This window comes from Akkermansia muciniphila (assembly GCF_900184965.1).
In the GTDB taxonomy this organism is placed as follows: Bacteria; Verrucomicrobiota; Verrucomicrobiia; order Verrucomicrobiales; family Akkermansiaceae; genus Akkermansia; species Akkermansia muciniphila_A.
Genome location: NZ_FXYA01000136.1, coordinates 1 through 24,404, shown reverse-complemented (window position 1 = coordinate 24,404; position 24,404 = coordinate 1). Strand labels below are relative to the sequence as shown.

Sequence of the window (24,404 nt, the reverse complement as noted above, 5' to 3'; positions counted from 1 at the left end):
ATTATACGGAGGTGCTGGATCTGATGGAGCGCACCAGGAAAGATCCTAATTTCTGGACGCAAGTCCGCCGGGATGCCTATCTCAAAGGCTCGCGGATAGAGGATGCCTCGGCACTCTAACATTTTTGACGGTGAGCTTTCAGGCCTTGCCCTCCGTGTTCGGACGCCTGATGCCCCAGGATGTGGCCATGTTCACACATGACCCTATTGTTTGCGGGGATTCTCTCGCTATCATGCGCCAGCTTCCGGGCGGTTTCTACAATGCCATTATGACCGATCCGCCCTATGCGTCCGGCGGACTGACGACGGCGGAGCGCAAGGCTTCCCCGGTGCGTAAATACATTTCCCGGAATAAGCATCCTTCCTTTGATTTTGATACCCGCGACCAGCGTTCCCATTTCATGTGGTCGGTCCTATGGATGGCGGAGGCGCTGCGCCTGACGCGCGAGGGCGGCTGGCTGATGGTGTGCTCCGACTGGCGGCAACTGCCGACCACCAGCGACGCCTTGCAGGTCGCGGGCTGGACGTGGCGCTCCGTGGTCACTTGGGACAAGACGGAGGCATGCCGCCCCCATCAGGGAATGTTCCGCAATCAAGCCGAGTTCGTCCTGGTGGCCACCCGCGGCAGCATCGGCAAGGAGCAGGACCGTCCGCGCGTGTTTCCGGCAGGGGTCTTCCGTCATTACCTCAAGCCCGCCGACAAGCACCACCTCACGGGCAAGCCCGTTCCTCTGATGGCTCACCTGATGATGGTTCTGTCTCCCGCTTCCGTCATCCTGGACCCGTTTACGGGCAGCGGCACCACGATCGTGGCAGCCCGGCAACAGGGTCACACGGCTCACGGCATTGAGTTGTCCCCGGAGTATGCCCGGATCGCCAGGGACAGGCTGGCCAGCCTCGCCGACTGACCGCGCAGGGGTGGCGGCGGGTTCGCGGGATGTTCGCCAGGGGTGTTTCCCTGCATGTTTGTGACACGTGTCACACCCGGTTCACCCTTTCAGACGGGCACCCGTCCACCCTTTCATTTTTTCCGGTTTGACCCTTTCAGGTATTTTCCACATTCCCCAGCCTTCCACACCGCCGCACCCCCTGTGTTTTCAAGCATTTTCAACCTGTTTCAACCCAATTCAACCCTTTTCCACTATTTATGCTTGGTCACATAACCGCATCATCAGCCGTTGCCCTGTCACGTGGGCGCAGGTGTATGAAGCTGAGTTGAAGAAAGGCAATTCTGAGCAAAGCGCCCGTGAACGGGCAGAAAAACTATCCAAGGTGCCCACGGCGAATTGCCCGGAATTTTATGAATACCGCATGGCCCGGATTTTATGTAACATCCGTGCGGACGGAGAGCCTCTTTCTGCAGAGATACGCAGAAAATTGATGAATCAGGCCCGACAGGAAGGAAAGTTGACCAAAGCGTCTCTGGAGAAGACCATCTCTTCTCGTCTGGGAGAGACAGAGACTAATGTAGCCAACTATTTTACTTTGCATCCTGACAGTGAAGAGGCTCTTTACCTGGATCCTGCCGTGGAAGTTCTGAAAAGAAGCGGCATCGGGGAAACTCTTTCTCCATCTGTTTACCGTCTTGCCGCCAATCGTCTGCGTCGCGGGAAGTCCGTTACCCCGAATTATTTGTTGAATTTGCTTAAGTCCCGTGGGGAATCTGGCGAGGCGTTGGAAAAGAAAATAGAGAAAGAATCTAAAAAGAAAGAGGCGGATTATGCCGACACTCCGTTAAAACCCAAATATGCGACGGGGCGTGCGCCGTATGCCCGCACCGTCTTGAAAAAAGTGGTGGAAGAAATTCTTGATGGAGAGGACCCGACGCGTCCTGCCCGGAGAGAAGCGCATCCGGATGGGGAACTGAAAGCGCATGACGGTTGCCTGTATTGCCTCCTTGATACGGATTCTTCCGTGAATCAGCACCAGAAAGAGCGCCGTCTTGATACGATGACCAACAACCACCTTGTGCGTCACCGTATGTTGATTCTGGATCGCTTGCTGAAGGATTTGATTCAAGATTTCGCCGGCGGGCAAAAAGACAGAATCTCCCGCGTTTGCGTGGAAGTTGGCAAGGAGCTGACGACGTTTTCCGCCATGGACAGCAAAAAGATTCAGAGAGAACTAACTCTGCGCCAGAAAAGCCATACGGATGCCGTCAATAGATTAAAACGGGAGTTGCCGGGGAAAGCGCTTTCTGCCAACCTGATACGCAAGTGCCGCATTGCCATGGACATGAATTGGACATGCCCGTTCACCGGCGCAACGTATGGCGATCATGAGCTGGAAAATCTGGAGCTTGAACATATCGTGCCCCATTCTTTCCGGCAGTCTAACGCGCTTTCTTCTCTGGTTCTTACCTGGCCGGGAGTCAACAGGATGAAAGGTCAGCGCACCGGGTACGACTTTGTGGAGCAGGAGCAGGAGAATCCTGTGCCGGATAAACCCAACCTGCATATTCGTTCCCTGAATAAGTACAGGGAATTGGTTGAAAAGTTGGATGACAAGAAGGGGCATGAAGATGACCGCAGGCGCAAAAAGAAGCGCAAAGCCTTACTGATGGTGAGGGGATTGTCTCATAAACATCAATCACAAAATCACGAGGCCATGAAGGAAATAGGCATGACGGAAGGCATGATGACGCAGAGTTCCCACCTGATGAAACTGGCATGCAAGTCTATTAAAACCTCTCTGCCGGATGCGCACATCGACATGATTCCCGGCGCTGTTACTGCTGAAGTTCGCAAGGCGTGGGATGTTTTTGGGGTCTTCAAGGAATTGTGCCCGGAGGCTGCAGACCCGGTCAACGGCAGGATTATTAAGGAAGATCTGCGTTCTCTCACGCATCTGCATCATGCCCTGGATGCCTGTGTGCTGGGGTTTATCTCAGAAATTATTCCTGCGGACAGAAAAAACGTGTTGAGACGCGCCATTATCAAGCGCCGTCTGGATCAAAAGATGAAACAAGACTTCCTGGAACTCAGGAAGAAACGTTATTATAAGTTGCGTGAGAAGGATGGCCAGACGGGAGCATCATTGGTGGATTTGCCTAATGGGATCAAAGAAAATATCCGCGAGAAATTGATGGAGCAGAGGGTCATTCAGCATGTCCCTGCAGACATGGGCGGCGCTTTACTCAAGGAAACCATACAGAGAGTGCTTTCTGTTGATGGAAGCGGGGAGGATGCCATGGTTTCTCTTTCCAAAAAGAAAGATGGGAAGAAGGAAAAAAATCAGGTAAAAGCAAGCAAATTGGTCGGAGTGTTTCCGGAAGGCCCGTCAAAATTGAAGGCTCTTAAGGCAGCCATAGAAATTGATGGCAATTATGGAGTGGCGTTAGATCCCAAGCCGGTGGTGATCAGACATATTAAGGTGTTTAAGCGAATCATGGCCCTGAAAGAACAGAACGGCGGCAAGCCGGTGCGTATCTTGAAAAAAGGCATGTTGATTCATTTAACCTCCTCCAAAGATCCCAAGCGTACAGGCGTATGGAGAATTGCATCCATAAAAGATAATGAGAGAGGCATAGCTATTGATCTTCAAATACCTCATTCCGCAGTTCCCGGGGCCAAAACTCATGAATTTAATTGGATTAATGTAAAACTTGATACACTATTAACAAAGTATCGATTGGAGATATACCCCACTTCTTATACGGGAACTCCACGATAAGGCGTTTTACATGTCATACCATATTCTGAGCATAGATGCCTGCACATGCCATCTGAGCTGCGACAAGGGTCAGCTCAGATGCGTGGATGGAGAGAATCCTCCCCGGACGATTCCGCTGGAGGATGTGGGGGCTGTTGTGCTCAGTTCTTTTAAGGCGACGCTCACGAGCAATTTGCTGATAGAACTGGCCAGGAAGAGAATAGGGTTCGTGCTGTGTGAAAGCTACAGGCCTGCCGTGCTGCTTCTGCCGGCGGATCGGGCTACGGATACCGCTCTGTTAAGACATCTGGCGGATATGCCGGCCCGTTTGCGGAACCGCCTCTGGCAAAAGACTCTGGATGCCAAGTGTGGGAATCAGACGGCGCTGGCGCAGGCATGGAATCCGCATCATCCCGCCATTGCGGAGCTGAAAAGAATGGCCGTGACGGAAAAGACGGCGAGGGAAGCAGAGTGCGCCCGCCTGTTCTGGAGCGTATTTGCGGATACATGGGCAAACTCCGATTTTCGCAGGGGACGTCATGAGGAGGGGTTTAATAACCTCTTCAACTATGCGTACGCTGTTCTGTTGTCTTGCGTATTGCAATATCTCTTTGCGCTGGGGCTGGATCCCTGCTTCGGCATTTTTCATCAATCCCGGGAACATGCGGCGCCTTTGGCTTATGATCTGATGGAACCCTTCAGGCCTGCCTTTGACGCCAATGTGGCCCGTTGGATTCATTTGTGCCTGCAGGAAGGAAAAACAGAAGAGAGAGCAGGAGAAATCACCCGTGAGTTCAGGCGACATATTACAGCTACCTTGCAGGCTTCTGTTATGCACCAGAACAAACAGATGCCGTTGAAAGCGGCGGTAGAGGCCGTTTGCCGCAGTTTCCGTAAAGCAGTTCTTGCCGGGCAATCCGGACCGTATGAACCATGGCATATGACAACTATAAAATGGGCTGGCTAGTTGTGTTCTTTGATCTTCCCACAACCACGCCGGAAGATAAAAAAAACTATCAGTATTTCCGTAAGGCTCTTTTAGAAGACGGCTATACGATGATTCAGTATAGCGTCTATGCCCGCGCGTGTGTTACTCAGGAAAGAATAGCTACCCACTCCCGCAGAATCCAGAAAATGATACCGCCTGATGGTTCTGTCCGCTGTCTTTTCGTTACGAATATCCAGTGGGATAAGATGTTCGTTTTTCATGGCAGGTCTTGTCCCCGACAGGAGGTTTCCCTTCCTCAGCAGATGCTCCTCTGGTAAAAATATCGGACGCCGTATTTTTTTATAAGTCGCTGAACATAAAAATAAGGCACAGTATCGATTGTACTGTGCCTTATTTTGGATTCAAGGCAAAACCCATTCGCCCGCATAATCTCGACGGATTACATTGTACTGTGCCTTATTTTGGATTCAAGGCAAAACGGTAGATAAGAATAATACGGTCTGGCAGGCATTGTACTGTGCCTTATTTTGGATTCAAGGCAAAACAACGGCGGCGACCAGTCCTGTTTGAAGCTATTGTACTGTGCCTTGTTGATTTCTGTCACATCAAGAAAAACACCTGCAAACGGCAGAATGTATCCAGTGCAACGGATTTTTCATTCCCAGGGTTTCCCAGAGGTAATTGGAAAAATTAGAATAATGAATAACTACGAAAGGCATCAAACAATATAGAGAAAAGCATAGACGCAATTTTTCCAATAGCCCCCATGCTCAACATGTCAATCTTCTTGCTTTTCGCGGTTCTTGTACTTCCACCCTAGCAAGCAAAGTATGATGATCAAGGCCGCCGTAAAAGCGATGCATCCGAAGAAAAATGTTTTAGCGCAAATCTCAAGCCATTCAGGATGGCAGATGAGCATCCAAACTAATAAAAACCATGCGACAATGCACAATACTAATTGCAGGACGTTTCTCCCCTCCTCTTTTTCGTCGTTCTGCCTGCATTGTTTTATTTCCTTCAGAAATAAGACTATATATAGAGTCAGCCACGTTAGAATATAAATGGCTATGCATTCTAAAAGGGAGAAGAACCCCGCAAAAATAAAAAACACCACGAAAGGCCCTAATAATAGCCATAGAATCAAAAACGGCCATAATTCATCATCATTATCATCGCAACTATTATTTATCTTCTTCATTATTAAATTCCTTTTTGGAAGCGTATTATGATTTTTTTCGGAATTATACAAGAATAATCTTGCTGTAAGGTTTTCAGAATATTCTATCTATTGACAGCCAATAAATTACTCCTGTGCAAAACCAGAAAGATCAATGCAACAAGACTAAAGTAAATAATTCCGTTTTTTTAAACAATAGGAATTATACTGAAGAGTTTTTCTGTTATGAGGCTGATGAGAAAAAAGCCACTCCTTGTTAGGGAGCGGCTTGGGGAAAGAGGCTGTTTCCTCCGGGCCCCTTACTTCAGCAGGAGCTGTTCCATCAGGGCCTGTGAGGACTGGGCCAGCACGGCGGGATCGTCCAGCATGCCGGCGCGGAGCAGGGCGGTATTCGCGATCTGGTCCGCCACCATTTGCGCCAGTTCCGGGTTTTCCGTCCGCAGGGCGGAAAGCTTTTTCACCAGCGGGTTGGAGGGGTTCAGTTCCAGCTGCGGGTGGCTTTCCGGCACTTCCTGCCCCATGGCTTTCATGTACGCCCTCATTTCCGGCCCCATGTCATTGCCGCTTTGCAGGGCTACGGCGGCTCCGCTGACCAGGCGCTTGCCCAGGGTGACTTTGGAGAATTTGTCCGGATACAGCCCTTTCAGCCATTCTTCCAGGGCCGCGGCTTCCTCCTGGGGCAGGGCGTCCTTCTGTTCCTCTTCCAGTGCGGGGAGTTCCACGTCGGCGCGGTCGATCATCGTGACGGGCTTGCCGTCCACGCTGGACAGGGAGTCCAGCACGAATTCGTCCCCGTGGTCCGTGAAGAAGGCCACTTCATAGCCGCGGGCCTTAAAGGCTTCCAGGTACGGGCTGTTTTCCAGATGGGAACGGGAGGGGCCGGTAAGCGCGTAAATGGCCGTCTGCCCTTCCTTCATGCGGGTGACGTAGTCTTCAAATGAGGTCGTTTCCCCCGGTTCCGTGGCCGTGGATTCAAAACGGAGCAGCTTGCCCAGAGATTCCTTGTTCGGCCAGGAGGTGACGACGCCTTCTTTCAGGTAGCGGGAGAATTGCGCGTAGAATTCCCTGTAGGTTTCCTGATCGTCCTTCGCCAGTTTTTCCAGATGCTTGATGAAGCGTTTGGTGATGATGTCGCTGATTTTGCGCACCAGGGAGTTGTCCTGAAGCATTTCGCGGGAAATGTTCAGGGGCAGGTCTTCGCTGTCCACCACGCCGTTCAGGAAGCGGAGCCATTCCGGCAGCAGGCCTTCCGGCTTGGCGTCAATCAGCACGCGCTTGCAGTACAGGGCCACGTTGGCGTCCACGCGGCCGAATCCGAACATTTCCGGATTGCGCCTGGGGATGAAAAGCAGGGCATTCAGGGCAATAGGGGCGTCCGCGCTGAAGTGCATATAGGACAGGGGCTTTTCATCCGTATGGGCAATGAACTGGTAAAATTCATCATATTCCTCCGGTTTCACGTCGGATTTGGACTTGGACCAGATGGCCTGGACGGTATTGACGTGCTCTCCGTTGAAGTTGAGGGGGAACCCCACGAAGTTGGAGTAGCGGCGCAGGAGCTCCTTCACGCGGTATTCCTGGGAGAACTCTTCATATTCGTCTTTCAGGCGGATGACGATGCGGGTGCCCCGGTCCAGCGGTTCCGCCAGCGTTTCGATGCTGTAGCCTTCCCGTCCGTCGGAAGACCAGCGCAGGGAGGCGGCTTCCGGTTCATAGGAATGGGTGAACACTTCCACCCGGTCCGCTACCATAAACGAGCTGTAGAAGCCCACGCCGAACTGGCCAATCAGGTCCGCTTCGCCTTCCTGCTTCTGCTTGAGGGCCTCCATGAATTTTTTGGTGCCGGAGTGGGCGATGGTTCCCAGGTTTTCCACCAGGTCCGCTTCCGTCATCCCGATGCCGGTGTCCGCAATGGTGATGGTTTTGTTTTCCTTATCCGTGGTGACGGTGATTTCCAGGGGCTTGTCCGGCTGGTAAATATTAGAATCCGTCAACTGCTTCAGACGCAGTTTTTCTAGGGCGTCGGAAGCGTTGGAAACAAGCTCGCGGACAAAGATTTCACGGTCGCTGTAAAGGGCGTTGATGACAATGTCCAGCAGCTGCCGGACTTCCGCCTGAAATTGATGTGTTTCTGTATTCATATGGAAAAATGTTTTGCGAGCGTCATTATACGGCCCCCGTCAAGGGGGATGGACAGTTTTTCTCCCTGGGCCCGGGCGTCCCATGTCACACAAAGGGGCTTTTTCCCGGACATGGAGGCCGGGCGTTTTTCCTTGAAACAATTCCGGAAACCGAACAGTATTATTTAACAAATGATTTTCTCACCATTGTTGAAAAAGGGGATTCTTTTACTGGCCCTCTGCGGCGTGTTGGGCGGCGGCGTTCTTTCCGCCCAGGAAACAGGAGGCCCGCCGATTACGGAGGAGGGGTTGAGGGCATTGGATTCCAATGTGTTCGCCAATGAATACATGCTGGCGTTGAAGCCCAATGTCACGCGCGACCGCATCGCCAGAATCAAGGATCCCTTTGTGCGCGGGCTCGCCGAGCAGATGGCGGAGAAGAAATTTGACCGCAAGGCCCGCGCCCTGACGGCGGAGCCGTATGAACCGGTCAAGGATCTGGCGGAACGCCTGCGCACCAGCCAGTACAGCAAATTTGAAAATCCCACCGGCATCTTTTTTGAAGAGGGTGAGGACGTATTGCTGGTCATGGGGGATCCCAAAGGTGAAAAACTGAATCTGGTTATCCACAATTTCGGGCGGGACGAAGGCCACAGCTCCTATCCGCTGAAAGAGGGGGTCAACATCATCAGGGCGAAGAACAAGGGGCTTGGCTACATTGAGTATTTCACTCCCAATTACAAGAAGGCGCCCAAGGTGCATTTGTCCATTCTGTCCGGCAAGGTGAATGGAGTTTTCGTGGGAGGCGTCAGCAAAAACAGCGACTGGAAGAGGATGCTGGAAAACTCCCCCACGGAAGTTGTGGACATCGTGGGCAACCGCGTGCATCTGGTGTATCCGGTGGAGGAACTTAAACAATTCTGCCCGGACAAGGGGGAGGAGCTCATTGCCCTGTACGACAGGATTATCGGCATGGAGCAGCGGATCATGGGCCTGTACAAGTACAGGGTGCTGCCCAAAAACCGGATGTTCGGCCGTGTGATCTGGAACGGGTTCATGCATGCGGACGGCACGGGAGCCGCGTTCCATAACGGCACCATGAAGGAGGTCGGCAATCCGGACAAGATTCCCGGCAGCGCCTGGGGGATTGCCCATGAGTTCGGCCACGTCAACCAGGTGCGCCCCGCCATGAAATGGGTATCCACCGGAGAAGTGACCAATAATATTTACTCCGCTTACGTGAATTACATGCTGAATCCCTCCAGCATGCGCCTGGAGCATGAACGCATCAACGGCGGGGACGGCAACATGATTGGCGGCCGCTTCAACGCCTACTTGAACAACGGCATTTTGAAGGGGGAAAACTGGCTTGTCCAGAGCGGTCCGGACAAGCGTTCCGGCGGGGATAACCGTCCGATGGTGCACGACCATTTTGTCAAGCTGGCTCCCCTGTGGCAGCTGGAGTTGTACTTCAAGGTAGCCGGGAAGGGCAATCCCGACTTTTATCCGGACATCTTTTATAAGGCTATCAAGATGGATACCAAGGGCAAGAAGGATGGAGAGCTCCAGCTTGCGTTCATGAAGAACGCCTGCGACGCCGCCAGGCAGGACCTGACGGATTTTTTCCGGAAAACGGGCATGCTCAAGCCCATTGACCAGGAACTGGACGACTACACCTGCGCCCGCATGACCATCACGGAGGCCGACTGCAAGAACCTGATTGCCTATGCCAGGAAGTACAAAAAGCCGGAAAGCCCTGTCATTTACTATATTTCCGTCAATAGCGCGGAAGCATACAAGAACCGCCTGCCTGTCCGCGGCGTTTACAACCAGGGCGTTACGGAGCAGGGCAATCGTCGCATTATTTCCCATGACGTGTGGAAAAACGCCGTCGTCTTTGAAACCTACAAAGACAGGGAGATGGTCCGCATCACCATGGCAGGGACGGATTCCAGGGATAATTCCTCCACCACGGTCCCCTATCCGGAAGGCTCTACGCGGATTGAGGCCGTTTCCTGGGACGGCAGGCGTACGCTGGTGTACGGCAAACGCCCTTCCAAATGAAAGCTTAAGAGGTTAGCGTGTTCGGGCGCCGCCGTCCTCCGGGACGGCGGCGCTTTTTCATGGCAGGGGGGATGGAAAGCCGCAAGGGGATTGTTCATTCTGATGGTCTTTTCTCCATACCGTATCTTCCGGACTGCTGACAGCCGGAAGACTGTCGCTTTTGAACAGGGGCGGGGGAGAGGCTGTATAACATGGGATGGATAAGGCAGGAACTTCCAGAGGCATCAGGGGAAAGATGCTGTTGTTTGCCGCCTTTTTAATCGTGTGCTTTAATCTGCGTACCGGGTTTGACTCTCCCGATCCGCTGCTGGGAACGATTGAAAGGGATATGGGGCTTTCCCTGGAAAATTCAGGGCTGTTCGCCCTGCTGCCCGTCTTTGTGCTGGGGGTGGCGGCTCCCATTTCTCCGCGCGTGGCGCGCCGGATGACGCCGTGGAAAATCATTTTCTGGTTCCAGCTTCTGGCGGTAGCCGGAATTTTGTGGCGCAGCTGGGACGGCGTGGCGGGGTTATACGGCGGCATGGTTCTGATGGGGCTGGGCATGGGGATTGCCGGAGCGGCCATTCCCGGACTGATCAAACACCAGTTTCCTGACCGCGCTTCCGCCATGATGGGCGTTTACAGCGCCATGATCGGCGTGGGCAGCGCGGCGGCTTCCGGCTTGTCCGTTCCCCTTTCCAATATGCTGGGAGGCTGGCGTTTCGGCCTGGGGATCTGGATTATTCCCATCCTGCTGGGGATGCTGGTGTGGGGCGCTTATTTTCTCAGGCATCCGGACGGCGTGTTTCAAAACGATCCGGCGGCATCCGGACGCAGCCTGCTGCGCAGCGGCAAGGCATGGCAGGTTACCGTTTTTTATTTGAGCCGCGTTGGGGCTGCCTATTTCTTTTATACCTGGATTCCCATCTTTCTGCGGCAGCGGGGCATGAGCTATGAGGACGCCGGTTTCATCCTTTCCGTGGCCATGTTCGCCCAGTTGCCCGCTACGCTCTCCGCTCACGTGCTGGAAAAGGCTACGGGCGGCCGGGGACTCCTCATCGTGATGGCTATGGCGTTGGCGGCCCTTTCCTGCTGGGGCATCCTGTATCTTCCGCTGGACTGGGCCGTCTGGATGGCTGTTCTGTTCGGCCTGGCGACGGGAACCGTATTCAGCCGCGGAATGGCGCTGATGGTGGAACGGGCCCGGACGCCTTCCGAATCAATCAGGCTTTCCGGCATGTCCCAGGGAATCGGCTTCACCATGGGCGCCCTGTTGAGCCTGCTGTTCACCTCCTTCCTGCATCAGGGAGGCTCCTTCCTGCCGTTCTGCCTAGTTTATACCTTTTTCTGCGTGCTCGGCATGGTTTCCGGCCGCATGTCCGCCCGGCCGGGATACGTGTAATTTCCTGGGGAGATATTCATGATTAAGTATTAGTGATTAGGAAGCGGGGTTCATTGTTCTTTCCCTCTTTTCCGTATTCCGCCATTTTCTCTTGAGTGACGTCCCTGCGGCCCGAAGGGCTTGACGCTGGCGGGGGGGGCGGGTAAGCTCTTGCCCGTCAAATTTTATGAAGGAAGAGATTGTACGCATCCAACGGGACGCTCTGGAGCGCATCGCCCAGGCGTCTGACAGGCGCGGCGTGGAAGACGCACGCGTGGCCATCCTCGGCAAAAAAGGGGAACTGACCCTGGCCCAGACGGGTATGAAGGACGTTCCCAGGGAGGAAAAACCCGCCGTCGGCCAGTTGCTTAACGAGGCCCGCAAGGCCATTACGGAAGCCCTGGACGCCAAGCTGGAGGAAGTGCAGGCCCTGGCGGACAAGGCCGCCGTGGCCGGGGTGGACCTGACGCTGCCGGCCCGCTCCCTGCCGTCTGGCGGGCTGCACCCCCTCACCATCGTGCGGGATGAAGCCGTCCGCATTCTGCGCCACATGGGCTTTGCCCTGGCGGACGGCCCGGAGATTGAGGACGAGTTCCACTGCTTTGACGCGCTGAACACGCCGGAGGATCATCCGGCGCGCAATGAGAAGGATACGTTTTACTTTGATTCCGGCAAGCTTCTGCGTACGCACACGTCTTCCGTGCAAATCCGTTCCATGGAAAAGCAGATGCCTCCCGTGCGCGTCATCGCTCCCGGTTCTGCCTACCGCCGCGACGAAATTGACGCCACGCACCTTTCCGCCTTCAATCAGCTTGAAGGCCTGTATGTGGATACGGACGTTTCCGTGGGCGACCTGAAAGGAACGCTGGAATATTTTCTGCGCGCCCTTTTCGGCTCCGGCACGGAGGTGCGCTTCCGCCCCCATTTCTTCCCGTTCACGGAACCCAGTTTTGAAATTGACGTCAAGCTGAAGGTGGACGGCCAGGCCCCCCGCTGGGTGGAGATTGCCGGCTGCGGCATGGTGGATCCCAATGTTTTTGAAGCCGTGGACCGTGAACTGGGGCTGGATCCCCGCTCACAGGCCCGCTACACGGGGCTGACCGGCTTTGCCTTCGGCATCGGTATGGACCGCCTGGCGATGATCCGCTGGGGCATCAGGGACATACGCGCCCTGATCGAGAACGATGTGCGCTTCCTTGCCCAATTCCAATAATCCTTACCTGTTTTCCCGTTATGAAGATTTCCCTTAACTGGCTTTCCCAGTACATTGACCTGTCCGGCCTGAGCGTGGATGAAATGTCTGACATGCTGACTTTTGCCGGCATTGAGGTGGAAGACATCCGCCAGCAGGGCGTGGATTCCCCATACGTGGTGGTGGCCCGCGTGGCCGCCGCGGAACAGCATCCCCAGGCGGACCGGCTGAAGGTCTGCCAGGTGGACGTGGGCGACGGCACGCTGCACCAGATCGTATGCGGCGCGCAGAACTACAAAGTGGGGGACAAGGTGCCCTGCGCCCTGCCGGGAGCGGTGCTGCCCGGCAACTTTGAAATCAAGGTGGGCAAGCTGCGCGGCGTGGAGTCCCGCGGCATGCTCTGTTCCGCCTCTGAGCTGGGGCTTCCCGACAAGGAGCACGGTCTCTGGATTCTCCCCCAGGAACTGGAACCCGGCACGCCTATTTCCCAGGTTGTCAAGGCAGATACCCTGGTGGAAGTGGAAGTGACGCCCAACCGGCCGGACCTGCTTTCCCACAACGGCATGGCGTATGAACTGGCCGCTATCTCCGGCCGGGAGTACAGGCCCGTTCCCATTGACGACGCCGGGGTGGAACTGGAACCCGCCGGAGACTTCGTGCGGCTGGACCAGCCGGAGCTGAACCCGTACTACACCGCCGTAAAAATCAGCGGCGTGAACGTGCAGGAAAGCCCGGAATGGCTGAAGGAACGCCTGGTAGCCGTCGGTCTGCGCCCCATCAACAACATTGTGGATATTACCAACTTCGTCCTGCATGAACTGGGAACGCCCCTCCATGCCTTTGACGCGGCGAAAGTGCAGGGCGGCATCGTTACCCGCACCGCTTATGAAGGGGAAACTTTCAAGGCTCTGGACGGCCAGGAATACACGCTTAACTGCACGGACCTGGTTGTCGCGGACCAATCCGGCAAGGCGCTCGCCATCGGCGGCGTGATGGGTGGGGAGGAAAGCGGCGTGACGGACGCCACCACGGATATCATTCTGGAGTCCGCCTGGTTCAAGCCCTCCTCCGTGCGCGCCACGTCCCGCAGGCTGGCCCTGTCCTCCGACTCCTCCTACCGCTTTGAACGCGGCACTTCCGCCTGGAATGTCCTGCGCGGTTCCGTGCGCGCCGTGGAACTGATTCTCCAGCTGGCGGGCGGAACGGCTTCCCCGACGTATGTGGCCGGTTCTCCCGTTCCTAATCCGGCGCATGCTTCCATGCCTTCCTGCGGGGGGGCGGACGGCCCCGTTTCCGTGCCCGCTTCCCTGAAGCAGGGGAAGGGCTCCACGGTGACTAATGAACTGGGCTTTGTAAAACTTCCTTGGAAGTCGCTGGATCAGATTTCCGGCGGTTCCATTTCCCATGAGGAAGGGGCACGCATCCTGACGGCGCTGGGCCTGAAGCAGGTTCCGGAGTCTCCCGAATGCTGGCTGATCCCCCCCCACCGCCTGGACCTCACGCGTCCGTGCGACCTGCTGGAGGAAATCGTGCGCGTTTTCGGTCTGGACGGCATACCGTCCCGCTTCTCCGGCCCCTTCGTGGCGGAATCCCCGGTGGATGCGGCCTACAATTTCCAGATGGAGCTGCGCCGCAAGCTGGCGGCCCTGGGATTTTATGAAACCCAGACCATCAAGCTCATTGCCTCTGAATCCGCGGACGGCGCCATCGCCCAGGTGAAGGATGCCTTGCCCCTGCGCCCCCTTCAGGACGGTGACCTCATCCGCGTGTCCCTGCCGCTCAGCGAGGATCACTCCGTGCTGCGCCCCGCCCATACGCCCGGTCTGATTGCCGCCGCCGTGCGCAACAGCAACCAGGGCGTTTCCGGCCTGCGCTTCTTTGAACTTGGCCGCGTCTTCCGCAATACGGGCGGCGGCAAGGGCAGGGACATTGAAACGGATACCCTGGGCATTCTTGTTTCCGGGGACCGCACGGCGCGCTCCTGGGCGGACCCCAGGCCGGAGCAGGCCTCCTTTGAGGACCTTCTGGCCGTGATGGCTGTTCTGGCTCCGGGCCACCGTTTTACGCTCACGCCTGCCAGACCGCGCGAACAGGCCGCCCTGGGAGCGGATGTGCAGCTGGACGGGAAAGCCTGCGGCTATTTCGCCCGCCTGTCCCTGGCGCGCTGCCGGGAGCTGGGCCTGGGCCAGCCCGTGTACGTGGCGGAACTGGATCTCCGCAAAATGCAGGAAATCCTCACCGCGCCCGTGAAGGCTGCGGAATTGCCCCAATTCCCCGGTTCTTCCCGCGATGCGGCCATGGAACTGCCCCTCTCCACGCCCAATGCGGACATTGTCAAGGCCGTGGAATCCGCACGGGAAAAACTGCTTGTCAGTTATTCCTGCTTTGACGTGTTCACGGACCCCTCCGGTGAAAAACTCCCGGCGGACCGCAAATCCATTGCCTACACCTTCCTGTACAGGGATCCGGCCAAGACCCTCACGGCCGCGGAAGTGGACGCAGCGCACCAGCGCGTGCTGAAAGCCCTGACGGACAAAGTGAAAGGCCTTTCTTTCAGGTAACTTCCGTTAACGGGCCGCGCGTTTCATGAGCTGGAACGCGCGGCCTTTTTTTGAAAAAACGCTCTTTTCCGGGGCTTGGAGGGAACGGCGCGGACTGGCCAGCCCTCCGCCGCCGCTGTGAGGAGGGCTGGCGGACGTTTGCGTCCGCTCCGGTCAAAGAGCTGCGAACTGGAAGTGCATCCAGTCGTAGTCGCGGGCGCGTCCCAGGGATACGGCCCCTTCCGCTTCCACGAATTGCCAGAAAGCGGCGTATTCCGGTCCGGACAGTACCGCTTTCGGCGCGGGGATGTTCAGGCCGTTTCTGTCCGGATCCATGTCCACGGCGATGCCCCAGGCATGCATGGATGTGGCCTTTCCGCCGATGATGGAGCGGTTGTTGAAGCAGCCGCCGTACAGGTCCAGCCCCAGTTCCCTGATTTTCTCCATGCCGTAATGGTCCAGAGTTGCCTGGAAGATGCGGACGAGCGGTTCCGCCACCAGCTTGTGGCAGCGCATGGTGGAAACGGTCGTGTTTGTTTCCCACGCCAGCCGCATGACATAGGGCAGCCTGATGCTGGTCATGTTGCTTTCATCCCCCGCATGGCCGAAGACGGATTTCCCGGAGCGCACTTCCTCCTGGCTGGGCCAGGAATGTTCCGGCTGCCGGATGTCCAGCTTATCCATCAGGGCCAGCGCCGTCTTGGGGCCGGGGATGCCGTCCGCATCCACGCCCAGGCGCTGTTGAATCAATTTCCAGTATTTTGTCATAGGGAGCCACGCTAAAAGCTCCCTATGGAAAGTTCCACATTTTTCCTTCCAGCGTCATTCCTGCCTTTCCGGCGGGAGGCAAAAAAGCCGTCTGCCCTTTTATGTTGCGGAAAAGATTCATTCTGCTAAACTCCCGCTTACCTTTTATTTTATGAATTCAGAACCATCCAACGTTGTCAAATTTTACAATGGGGAACAGATTCCCCTGGAACTGCATAAAGTCCGCGTGGTGCAGAAGCTGCATCTTGTCCCCGTGGAACGCCGTCTGGAAGCCGCGCGGGAAGCCGGGTTCAACACCTTCCAGCTCAGCACGAACGACGTCTATCTGGACATGCTGACGGATTCCGGCGTCAACGCCATGAGCGACAATCAGATCGCCGCCATGTTCCGGGCGGATGACGCCTATGCCGGTTCCCAGAGCTTTGACCGCCTGAAACAGGCCGTCCGGGATGTCTTCGGCAAGGAATACCTGCTGCCCGCCCACCAGGGGCGCGCCTGTGAAAACATCATCGCCCGCACTTTCGTGAAGCCCGGTGACGTGGTTCCCATGAACTACCATTTCACCACCACGCACGCCCACATTGACCTGAACGGCGGGAAGATTGAGGAACTGGTGGCTGACGAAGCCGTCAACCCGGTCAGCACCAATCCTTTCAAGGGTAATCTGGACCCCGCCAAGCTGCGGGACTGCATCGCCCGGCACGGGGCGGATAAAATCCCCTTCGTGCGCATGGAAGCCTCCACCAACCTGATTGGCGGCCAGCCCTTCTCCATTGCCAACATGCGGGAAATCCGCGGCATTTGCGATGAATTCGGCATCATGCTGGTACTGGACGCCTCCCTGATCGGGGAAAACGCCTATTTCATCAAGATGCGTGAAGACGAGTTCAAGGATTCATCCTGCGCGGACATCCTGAAAACCATGTGCGGCCTGGCGGACCTGGTGTATTTCTCCGCCCGCAAGGTTTCCTCTTCCCGCGGCGGCGGCATCTGCACGAACGACCGCTCCATCGCCAAGAAAATGGAGCACCTGGTTCCTCTCTTTGAAGGCTTCCTGACTTATGGCGGCATCTCCGTGCGGGAAATTGAGGCCATGGCCGTGGGCCTGTATGAAACGACGGATTTGACCGTGATTTCCCAGAGCCCCTCCTTCATTGAATATTTCATCGGCCAGATGGTGGACATGGGCATTCCCTGCGTGACCCCCGCTGGCGGCCTGGGCGCCCATATTGACGCCGGACGCTTCCTGCCCCACATCCCGCAGGAGGACTATCCCGCCGGGGCTCTCGCGGCGGCCTTCTTCATCGCCTCCGGCGTGCGCGGCATGGAACGCGGCACGCTCTCCAGCGTCCGTGACGAAAACGGCAAGGACATCCTAGCGGATGTGGAACTGCTCCGCCTGGCCTTCCCGCGCCGCGTATTTACGCTGTCCCAGGTTAAATACGTAGCGGACCGCATGAAGTGGCTCTACGACAACCGCGATCTGATCGGCGGCCTGGAATTCGTGGAGGAACCGCCCGTTCTGCGCTTCTTCATGGGCAAGCTCCGCGCCAAGAGCGACTGGCCTGAAAAACTGGCGGCCAAATACCGTCAGGACTTCGGGGAAAGCCTGTAAGCGCGGTTTCCCGTCCGCATCTTTATCCTGCACAAGGGCTGAACCATTCGGTTCAGCCCTTGTTGCGTTGAAGCGGCGCGGCCTTGAAGGCAAACTGCAACGGGAGCTCAATACCTTCCGGGATAAACGGATGGCGACAGCCTCATGTATAAAACGGGGTAAGGCTTGCCCTGTTCATCGGTCTCCGCTCTTCTGTAGACATGAAATCCCATATGTTCGTAAAACGCTTTCGCCTGGGGATTTTGTTCGTTAACTCCCAATTCATTGACGGAATATTCCCTGATGCCGGTTTCAATTAATTTTTTCCCCAGCCCGCGGCCGCGCGCTTCCGGAGAAACAAACAGCATTTCAAGTTTCTGTTCATGAATTCCCATGAATGCGCATGGAAATCCGTGGTCATCCTCTATGATCATCAGATGGGGCACTTCCCTTAACGCCTGGGGAACATACTCCTGAATGTGATTTATTTCCTCATCTGACAAAAAAGTGTGGGTTTCTTTTACGGAACCTTTCCAGACCTTCACAAGCTGTTCCACCAATATTGGATTTCTGTCTTCAATGCTGATTGTTTTCATGATTTCTTTCTCCCGAAACCTTAATATTCAGGCAGATTCCTGACTAAATGCCGGAAAAATTTTATCTTTGGTTTGCTGTTCCTTCTTCCGGCCGCAAGCCGCTCTTCCGCCATAGCCGTTAAAAAGGAACCGGGAATGGAAAAATATCTGCGTGTAAACAGACATCAACCGCCTTGCGGTATTCAACCATGGCCGGAGGGGCAGGAATCAGAAATGGAACAATCCCTGCTCCCAGCATATCCAAACGGCTGCCGCCGCAATGAGCAGGATAATGATGAAAGCTGTGCCTGCGGAAGATTTTTTTCTGGCCTGGGGAAGGGCCTTCCTCGATACTCCGCCTGCCTGCAGGGTGCCTGCCGCCGCCATGGCGTTGATATAGTCGTTCCATGCCTTGGCGGAATGGAATCGGTTGCGTTCATCCGGAGACAGGGCTTTGTCAATGCCGGAAAGGAAGTTCATGGGATAGGTTTTCCGCAGGGTCGCGTAACCGGTCACTTTCGGGTTGCGGTCCACTACGGAACGTTGGTCCGCCGGATGGGGAACCTGGCCCGTGAGCAATTCGTAGAACGTGGCGCCCAGTTCGTACATATCGCACCAGGGGCCTATTTCGCTCCGGCGTCCGGGGTAGAATTCCGGCGGGGTATAGCCGGGCGTGATCTGGACGAGCCCCTGATGCTGGAGGGTCTTGGTGCGCACGGCGCCGAAGTCGATGAGCTTGGGCGTTCCGTCCGGCTGGATGAAGATGTTGCTCGGCTTGATGTCGCAATGGTACACTCCCATGGAGTGAAGGTAGTGCAGGATGTCCAGCAGGCGGAACAGAAGATCCGTGGCCTGGGCCGGTTCCATGGTTTGCCCGGCGGCGTGCATGGCGGTCATCAAGTCAAACAGGGTTTGTCCCTGAATATTCTCCATGACGTAATAGCAGGTGCCGTTGGCGTCAAACATGTCAAATACCTGGACAATGCCGGGATGGTTGAGCTGGGACAGGATGGAAGCCTCCTGCCGGGAATTGGAAACGCTCTGGGAGAAATTGACGGCGGCCTGTTCGTCCCGGGGACGGACGAAACCGGTTTCCATATCCCGGCAGGCGTAGGCGTCCGGCATGCATTCCTTGATGACGACATACCGGGAACCGGGGTTGTCCAGAGCCAGGTACGTGATGCCGAAGCCGCCGGCGTTCAGCACGTTCAATATCGTATATTTGTCCTGCAGAACGGTATTGTTCGCAAGCGGATAAACCAGGGTTTCTTGTTCCATGTCAGGGGGAAGGGCGGGTTGGAAACGGGAAGATCTTTAATTGAATACGCAAGTTCTGTCAAGAATCTCTCCGCCGCATTCAATAACAGGAGACGCGGAATTCATATTCTTCCACGCTGCCGCGTTCCAGGCAGGCGGCCAACCAGTCGAACAGGGCGCCGAATTCCCCGCCCAGGGTTTCCCCCGTATCCGCCTCCAGTGTCTTCAGCCTTCCTGCGGCCAGCCGTACGGGCGTGAGTTCCGCCAGCAGGGCGGCGCATTCCTCATCTCCGGCTTTGAAAATTTCCTCCGCTCCGGGCAGTTCTCCCAGGCGTTCGTCCGCAATTTCCAGGCAAAGCACCCCTACGCCGAACTCGGCGGCCAGCCCGCGGAGGGCGGCGCATTCGGAATCATCCGGCAGTTCCCCCACGATGACCAGTTCTCCGCACTGCGCCCAGCGGGACGTAGCCAGCGTTCTGAAAAATTCCCTTCTGCCGTCTTCTCCGCCGGGCATGCGGGCGACGCAGATGCTGCGGATGCCCATCATGGGGGCTCCGATCATGCGGCGGCGCTGAAGTGCGCTTTTATCAAAAACAAGAGCGTTTTCTTCCCATTCCCCCTCCGGCCATTCCACGACGGCCAGATCCGGCTTTATCCAGGAAGTTCCGGTTTCACTGGTACTGAACACGAAGACGCCGCGGCCCGTGGTATCGTACTGGCGCACGGCCAGGGCCAGCGCCTTGGCGCGGCAGTTCAGGGCGTCCGGTTCGTTTTCCCCAAGGAACAGGGGCAAAAGCCCTCTGGGAGCGCGTTGCCCGTCCTTTTCCCGCGTGCGCCTGTAATAGCCCTGGCCGCGTTCCACCTTGGCGATTTCCGAGTCAGGCTCGGAAGCCATGAAAGAAAAATGGTAGCGCAGGGATGCGTCCGAATATTCCTCCCCCAGTCTCAGGCGCACCAGGCGGATGAGTTCAGTTCCCTTAATGGCCTGGGCCGGATCGGAAGGCAAAAGTTCCGGGAGCAGTTCTTCCAGCTGGGATCGTAAACTCATACGCGCTCCATGAGAACACGGGAGAAGCGCTTCTTCAAGGCGGAAGGAGTTCAGCACATGAAATAAAAAGCTCTTTTATTTGCTCTGGAATACGGCAAGATAAGCTGCATGGCATGGATTACCTCCGGTTATATACCTTCGCCCGGGCGCATGGCCGTAATCGCCGGTACCACCTTTACGCAGCTGGTGCGCATGAAGGTGTTTCTTTTTCTGGGGCTCTTCGCCGTGGCGCTGCTGGCTCTGAGTTCCTTCCGCCTGAGCGCGGTGCTGGGTCCGGAAACCGGGGGAATCAATGAACTCGTGCTGCTGAAAAATTCCGCCTACGGCGCCATGCGGGTGTTCGGCCTCTTTTTCTGCGTGGCGGCTACGGCCCTGATTATCCCCAAGGATGCGGAAGACCGTATTCTGTACACCATCCTTTGCAAACCGGTGCCGCGCATTGACTATCTGATGGGGAAGGTGCTGGGGGTGTTGGCTCTGACCCTGGTCGCCGTGCTCCTGATGGATGCCGTGATGACGCTGGTGCTGTGGATGCGGACGGATACGGTGGTGGCGGAGCAGATAGCCTCCCTGAAAGGCCGCTATACGGTGGAGGAAATGCAGCCGTACCTGGACAGGATCCGCCTCCAGGGAGCTACCTGGAACGTGCAGACGGGGCTGGGAGTCATGATGTGCGAGTTTGTCGTTCTCTCCTCCCTCACGCTGTTAATGTCCTGTGTGACGAACGGCACCATCATCAGCGCGCTTCTGACGTTCATGGTCTATCTGGCGGGGCTGTTCCAGACGCAGGCGCTTTCCCTGTGGGTGGGGTCCGGCACGGATGGCCTTTCCTGGTGGGAAGTGGCGGGCAGCAGGCTCTTTTCCCTGATTTTTCCGAATTTCCAGATTTATTCCGTGACGGATTCCGCCCTGAACGGCCGGCTCATTCCCCTCTCCCTGTTCGGAAGCCTGGCCCTGATGACGCTGGGGTACTTCGTCTTTCACATGACGCTGGCGGCGTGGCTGTTCAGGAAAAAGGAATTTTAACGGGGACGGGTATGGAAGACATCATCAATGCGCGTTGCGGCTGGGCCGGAATGGACGAACTGTATATAAAGTACCATGACGAAGAATGGGGCAGGCCCGTTTCCGATGATAAAACCCTGTTTGAGTTTCTGGTGCTGGAGAGCACCCAGGCGGGATTATCCTGGCTTACCGTCCTCCGGAAGCGCGAAGGATACCGGAGAGCCTTCCATGGCTTTGATGTGGAGAAAGTGGCGCGGATGACGGCGGAGGATGTGGAACGATTGATGAGCTTTGATGAAATCGTCAAAAACCGTTTGAAAATCAACAGCGCCATCAATAATGCGAAGCTGTTTATGGACGTTCAGAAAGAATTCGGCAGTTTTTACCGGTACGTCTTGTCGTTTTTTCCCGATCATCAGCCCGTTGTTAACCATTTCAGCGCTCTGGCGCAAATTCCCGCTGTTTCTCCGGAGTCGGAAGCCATGAGCAGGGACATGAAAAGGCGGGGATTCAGGTTTTTCGGTCCGACGATCTGTTATGCGTTTTTCCAGGCAACCGGGTTTGTCAACGACCATATTGAGGGCTGTTTCTGCAAAGCGGCTCAGTGCTCAAAATCCCAACCGCATGACCAGCCAGCTTATGCTGTTAAAAACAGGGAGCCGGAGGGAACAAATGCGGAAATGAAGCGTTCGCGTTCATAGCTATGGGGCTTCATTGGCATTTCTATTTTCTATAAACCGCTTATATGTTGACTGAGAAAAATCATCAACCATGAAAACAGGTATTATCGGACTCGGAAAAATGGGAGGCGCCCTGCTGCGGGGCGTGCTGAAAGCGGGAGCAGCGGCTCCGGAGGAAGTTTGGGTATACGATCATCACCATGAGAACGTGCAGGCTCTGAGGGAGGAATACCCCGGAGTTCATGAAGCGGCCTCGGAGGCGGATGCGGCGGACGCTGTGGAAGTCCTGATTCTGGCCGTGAAGCCGCGCGGCATTCTTCCGCTCATTTCTTCTCTTTCCGAACGGGGGACGGAGCTTCCCCTTCTGATTTCCATCGCTGCCGCCGTTTCCCTGAATGACATGGAAGCCTGCGCCAGCGACGGAACGCGCATTATACGCGCCATGCCCAATACCCCGTGCATGGTGCTGGCCGGCGTCATCGCCTACAGTACGGGAACCGGCGTAAAAGATGAAGATGAAGAGGCGGCCCGGATGCTGCTTTCCGGCTGCGGCTCCGTCTGCAAGGTGGAGGAATCCGGGATGAATGCCGTTTCCGCCATTTCCGGTTGCGGCCCCGCCTACATGTTTACGGCTCTGGATGCGCTTGCAGACGCGGGGGTAGCCATGGGATTGCCCAGGAAAACCGCTTTGGAGCTGGCTGCGGAAACCATGCGTGGGGCCTCCCTGATGCTGGAACGGACCGGGAAGCATCCCATGGAACTCCGGGATGAGGTCACTTCCCCCGGAGGGACCACGATTGCCGCCCTGAATGCGCTGGATGAATGCGGCTTCCGCAATGCCTGGATTCAGGCGGTGAAAAGCGCCGTGCGGCGCGCTGAGGAAATGGAGAGCCAGTGACGGATGCTTCTCCAGATTTTCCCGGGGCCGGTTTTCTCCGGAAAAGACGACCGGGCGGAAAATCCTTTATTTGCGCCGGAACGGCGTTTCCCTTTGCTTCCGCAATTCCGGGTTTTGCAGGTTGAACAGAACCTTTCTGACGGATTGAAGCGGAATCCGGACCTTGCCGACGGCAGAGGAACGCCCTTCCATGAACCCGCTCCGGATAGTTTCTAGGGCCAGGGAGAGGACGCTCTGATCCGTCAGGAAAACGCGGGTGTCTGAGTTGTCTTCCGGAAGGTTCTTCTCCTCATGGCCTTTTTGGTCCAGCACGCGTACCCTGGCGGTGGGAATGGTGACGTCATAGTGGTCAGACTTGATGCGGATGGCTCCCTCCTCCTGGAGGGTAATGGCTCCCCTGAGCACGTCTCCGTTCACCAGCAGGGCTTTATCCCTGGGGGCATCCGGATCGTAGCGGGAAATGATGTCCTGATCTTCCTCCAGATGGGGAACGGCTCCATTCCAGTCAAATACATTCAAATGGAATACAGCCATGTTCAGGCTGTCATAACCTGCCAGGGCAAGAGTGTTTCCCGGTTTGAATTCTCTTTTCCCGGCGCTTTTTCCATCTTCCCCTTCATCGTCTTCGCTTTCGTTTTCAAAGATAGTGTCCATTTCTTTGACTTCCTCCCACCGGGCTGCCTGTTCTCCGTTGACGTACAGGTAATAATTGCCCTTTTCCGTATCGGCGTAAAAATGAATATCGGAACGCTTGACGCTTTTGTCGGCATACCAGTTCCGCTCCGTGTTTCTTTTCACCCTGCCGAGCGTTTGGTACTGGCCGGAACTGTTCTTGGAAAGTTCCGCTTTTTCCAGGGTGAGATCCAGGTTGATGCTGTTTCCGGTGCCGGAATCCTGCCAGAGGGCAAGGTTAAGCCGGAATGTATTGGTATGGTAAAGGGAGAACTGCACATGGAGGCGGGGTGGCATGGAGAAGGATGTTTGCAGTTCCGTATTGTTGGAGCCGCGCATGAACCAGTAGCCGTCGCGGCATTCGGGCAGCATGCTGTTGGCGGAGGATTTCCAGCCCTGCAGGGACTCCGTAGCGTTGCGCAGGTAGGCTTTCTGGGAGTCGAACCCGATGTGGCGCACATATTTGCGGTTCACCTGGAGCAGGCCTCCCCAGGAGGTCTGGAGTTGAAGGCTTTCCGTATCCAGCGCCTTCAGGGTGCCGTAAACCTCGTCCCCATTGGCCAGCCTGATGATGGAAAACTGTTCCGGTATCTCCAGCGGACGGGAAGAAACCAGCTCGTCAAGCTCCTTCATATGGACATCCACGGGGCTGGAAAGAATGCTGGAACGGACCTTCAGATAAGGGCGGTTCATCGTATCCATGCTGCCCGGCAGTTTTTCCCCGGATTTAAGCGTAATAACCCCTTCCGCATGTGCGTTGGGTTGGAGGAAGGCGGCCGGCAGGACGCAGGCCCACAGGAAAAGCGTCATTGCTTGTTTCATGGCGGGATCAATCAGGGAGTGGAACGGGAGGGA

General features: G+C 56.0%; 19 protein-coding genes. 12 read left to right on the top strand and 7 right to left on the bottom strand.

Features of this window, described 5'->3' with window-relative positions; translation table 11 throughout:
- Positions 1–130 precede the first annotated feature (130 nt).
- From CI070_RS02640 to cas2, 4 genes are all read left to right on the top strand, one after another.
- The gene (locus CI070_RS02640) at positions 131–907 is read left to right on the top strand and encodes a DNA-methyltransferase (protein ID WP_143245552.1); all 777 of its coding nucleotides are present in this window, start codon (positions 131–133) and stop codon (positions 905–907) included.
- Between the two features lie 67 nt (positions 908–974).
- Entirely contained in the window at positions 975–3,671 is a 2,697-nt protein-coding gene (cas9, locus tag CI070_RS02635; protein ID WP_343125205.1) for a type II CRISPR RNA-guided endonuclease Cas9, read from the top strand.
- A gap of 10 nt (positions 3,672–3,681) precedes the next feature.
- The gene (gene cas1, locus CI070_RS02630; protein ID WP_094135958.1) at positions 3,682–4,617 is read left to right on the top strand and encodes a type II CRISPR-associated endonuclease Cas1; all 936 of its coding nucleotides are present in this window, start codon (positions 3,682–3,684) and stop codon (positions 4,615–4,617) included.
- Positions 4,584–4,916 (top strand): CRISPR-associated endonuclease Cas2, encoded by a 333-nt coding sequence (gene cas2 / locus CI070_RS02625; protein WP_206646780.1) that lies wholly within the window; start codon positions 4,584–4,586, stop codon positions 4,914–4,916. Before cas1 ends, cas2 begins: the two co-directional genes overlap by 34 nt.
- A gap of 461 nt (positions 4,917–5,377) precedes the next feature.
- On the opposite strand, the gene CI070_RS02620 is transcribed toward cas2, so the two are convergent.
- On the bottom strand, positions 5,378–5,797 hold the full coding sequence (locus CI070_RS02620) for a hypothetical protein (protein WP_094135956.1): 420 nt from the start codon (positions 5,795–5,797) through the stop codon (positions 5,378–5,380).
- Between the two features lie 278 nt (positions 5,798–6,075).
- Positions 6,076–7,917, bottom strand: a complete 1,842-nt coding sequence (gene htpG / locus CI070_RS02615) for a molecular chaperone HtpG (RefSeq protein WP_094135955.1) — start codon at positions 7,915–7,917, stop codon at positions 6,076–6,078.
- Positions 7,918–8,088: 171 nt separating this feature from the next.
- On the opposite strand from htpG, the gene CI070_RS02610 reads away from it, so the two are divergent.
- The 4 genes from CI070_RS02610 (at position 8,089) to pheT (ending at position 15,073) form a co-directional block, all read left to right on the top strand.
- Positions 8,089–9,960: a M60 family metallopeptidase gene (locus tag CI070_RS02610; protein ID WP_094135954.1), complete on the top strand. Its 1,872-nt coding sequence runs from the start codon at positions 8,089–8,091 to the stop codon at positions 9,958–9,960.
- Positions 9,961–10,156: 196 nt separating this feature from the next.
- Positions 10,157–11,341, top strand: a complete 1,185-nt coding sequence (locus tag CI070_RS02605; protein WP_094135953.1) for an MFS transporter — start codon at positions 10,157–10,159, stop codon at positions 11,339–11,341.
- A gap of 166 nt (positions 11,342–11,507) precedes the next feature.
- Positions 11,508–12,533: a phenylalanine--tRNA ligase subunit alpha gene (gene pheS, locus CI070_RS02600; RefSeq protein WP_094135952.1), complete on the top strand. Its 1,026-nt coding sequence runs from the start codon at positions 11,508–11,510 to the stop codon at positions 12,531–12,533.
- A gap of 20 nt (positions 12,534–12,553) precedes the next feature.
- The gene (pheT, locus tag CI070_RS02595; RefSeq protein WP_094135951.1) at positions 12,554–15,073 is read left to right on the top strand and encodes a phenylalanine--tRNA ligase subunit beta; all 2,520 of its coding nucleotides are present in this window, start codon (positions 12,554–12,556) and stop codon (positions 15,071–15,073) included.
- Between the two features lie 153 nt (positions 15,074–15,226).
- Here the strand turns inward: pheT and CI070_RS02590 are convergent, their stop codons facing one another.
- A complete protein-coding gene (locus tag CI070_RS02590; RefSeq protein ID WP_094135950.1) occupies positions 15,227–15,820 on the bottom strand; it encodes a hypothetical protein in 594 nt (197 codons plus the stop codon).
- A 151-nt stretch (positions 15,821–15,971) separates the two neighbouring features.
- On the opposite strand from CI070_RS02590, the gene CI070_RS02585 reads away from it, so the two are divergent.
- On the top strand, positions 15,972–17,435 hold the full coding sequence (locus CI070_RS02585; RefSeq protein WP_094135949.1) for a tryptophanase: 1,464 nt from the start codon (positions 15,972–15,974) through the stop codon (positions 17,433–17,435).
- A gap of 107 nt (positions 17,436–17,542) precedes the next feature.
- Here CI070_RS02585 and CI070_RS02580 read toward each other — a convergent pair whose 3' ends face one another.
- The 3 genes from CI070_RS02580 to CI070_RS02570 all read right to left on the bottom strand — a co-directional run bounded on the left by CI070_RS02580 (position 17,543) and on the right by CI070_RS02570 (position 20,294).
- Positions 17,543–18,010: a GNAT family N-acetyltransferase gene (locus CI070_RS02580; protein ID WP_094135948.1), complete on the bottom strand. Its 468-nt coding sequence runs from the start codon at positions 18,008–18,010 to the stop codon at positions 17,543–17,545.
- A gap of 207 nt (positions 18,011–18,217) precedes the next feature.
- Positions 18,218–19,267, bottom strand: coding sequence for a serine/threonine protein kinase (locus CI070_RS02575; RefSeq protein WP_094135947.1), 1,050 nt, complete (start codon positions 19,265–19,267; stop codon positions 18,218–18,220).
- Between the two features lie 79 nt (positions 19,268–19,346).
- Positions 19,347–20,294 carry a hypothetical protein gene (locus tag CI070_RS02570; protein WP_094135946.1) on the bottom strand — a complete coding sequence of 316 codons (948 nt, stop codon included), beginning with the start codon at positions 20,292–20,294 and terminating at the stop codon, positions 19,347–19,349.
- Positions 20,295–20,402: 108 nt separating this feature from the next.
- On the opposite strand from CI070_RS02570, the gene CI070_RS02565 reads away from it, so the two are divergent.
- The 3 genes from CI070_RS02565 to proC all read left to right on the top strand — a co-directional run bounded on the left by CI070_RS02565 (position 20,403) and on the right by proC (position 22,877).
- Positions 20,403–21,320, top strand: a complete 918-nt coding sequence (locus CI070_RS02565; RefSeq protein WP_094135945.1) for a hypothetical protein — start codon at positions 20,403–20,405, stop codon at positions 21,318–21,320.
- 11 nt (positions 21,321–21,331) lie between these two features.
- Positions 21,332–22,000, top strand: coding sequence for a DNA-3-methyladenine glycosylase I (locus CI070_RS02560; RefSeq protein WP_094135944.1), 669 nt, complete (start codon positions 21,332–21,334; stop codon positions 21,998–22,000).
- A gap of 70 nt (positions 22,001–22,070) precedes the next feature.
- The gene (proC, locus tag CI070_RS02555; protein WP_094135943.1) at positions 22,071–22,877 is read left to right on the top strand and encodes a pyrroline-5-carboxylate reductase; all 807 of its coding nucleotides are present in this window, start codon (positions 22,071–22,073) and stop codon (positions 22,875–22,877) included.
- Positions 22,878–22,943: 66 nt separating this feature from the next.
- Here the strand turns inward: proC and CI070_RS13410 are convergent.
- On the bottom strand, positions 22,944–24,404 hold a 1,461-nt coding region (locus CI070_RS13410), incomplete at its 5' end, for a hypothetical protein (protein ID WP_179218343.1).

Coding starts and splice junctions, on each gene's coding strand:
- htpG (WP_094135955.1), bottom strand. CDS start 7,917: ATGAATACAGAAACACATCAATTTCAGGCGGAAGTCCGGCAGCTGCTG.
- CI070_RS02575 (WP_094135947.1), bottom strand. CDS start 19,267: ATGGAACAAGAAACCCTGGTTTATCCGCTTGCGAACAATACCGTTCTG.
- CI070_RS02585 (WP_094135949.1), top strand. CDS start 15,972: ATGAATTCAGAACCATCCAACGTTGTCAAATTTTACAATGGGGAACAG.
- CI070_RS02610 (WP_094135954.1), top strand. CDS start 8,089: ATGATTTTCTCACCATTGTTGAAAAAGGGGATTCTTTTACTGGCCCTC.
- CI070_RS02560 (WP_094135944.1), top strand. CDS start 21,332: ATGGAAGACATCATCAATGCGCGTTGCGGCTGGGCCGGAATGGACGAA.
- pheT (WP_094135951.1), top strand. CDS start 12,554: ATGAAGATTTCCCTTAACTGGCTTTCCCAGTACATTGACCTGTCCGGC.
- CI070_RS02605 (WP_094135953.1), top strand. CDS start 10,157: ATGGATAAGGCAGGAACTTCCAGAGGCATCAGGGGAAAGATGCTGTTG.
- proC (WP_094135943.1), top strand. CDS start 22,071: ATGAAAACAGGTATTATCGGACTCGGAAAAATGGGAGGCGCCCTGCTG.
- pheS (WP_094135952.1), top strand. CDS start 11,508: ATGAAGGAAGAGATTGTACGCATCCAACGGGACGCTCTGGAGCGCATC.
- CI070_RS02565 (WP_094135945.1), top strand. CDS start 20,403: ATGGCATGGATTACCTCCGGTTATATACCTTCGCCCGGGCGCATGGCC.
- CI070_RS02580 (WP_094135948.1), bottom strand. CDS start 18,010: ATGAAAACAATCAGCATTGAAGACAGAAATCCAATATTGGTGGAACAG.
- CI070_RS02590 (WP_094135950.1), bottom strand. CDS start 15,820: ATGACAAAATACTGGAAATTGATTCAACAGCGCCTGGGCGTGGATGCG.
- CI070_RS02620 (WP_094135956.1), bottom strand. CDS start 5,797: ATGAAGAAGATAAATAATAGTTGCGATGATAATGATGATGAATTATGG.
- cas2 (WP_206646780.1), top strand. CDS start 4,584: ATGGCATATGACAACTATAAAATGGGCTGGCTAGTTGTGTTCTTTGAT.
- CI070_RS02570 (WP_094135946.1), bottom strand. CDS start 20,294: ATGAGTTTACGATCCCAGCTGGAAGAACTGCTCCCGGAACTTTTGCCT.
- cas1 (WP_094135958.1), top strand. CDS start 3,682: ATGTCATACCATATTCTGAGCATAGATGCCTGCACATGCCATCTGAGC.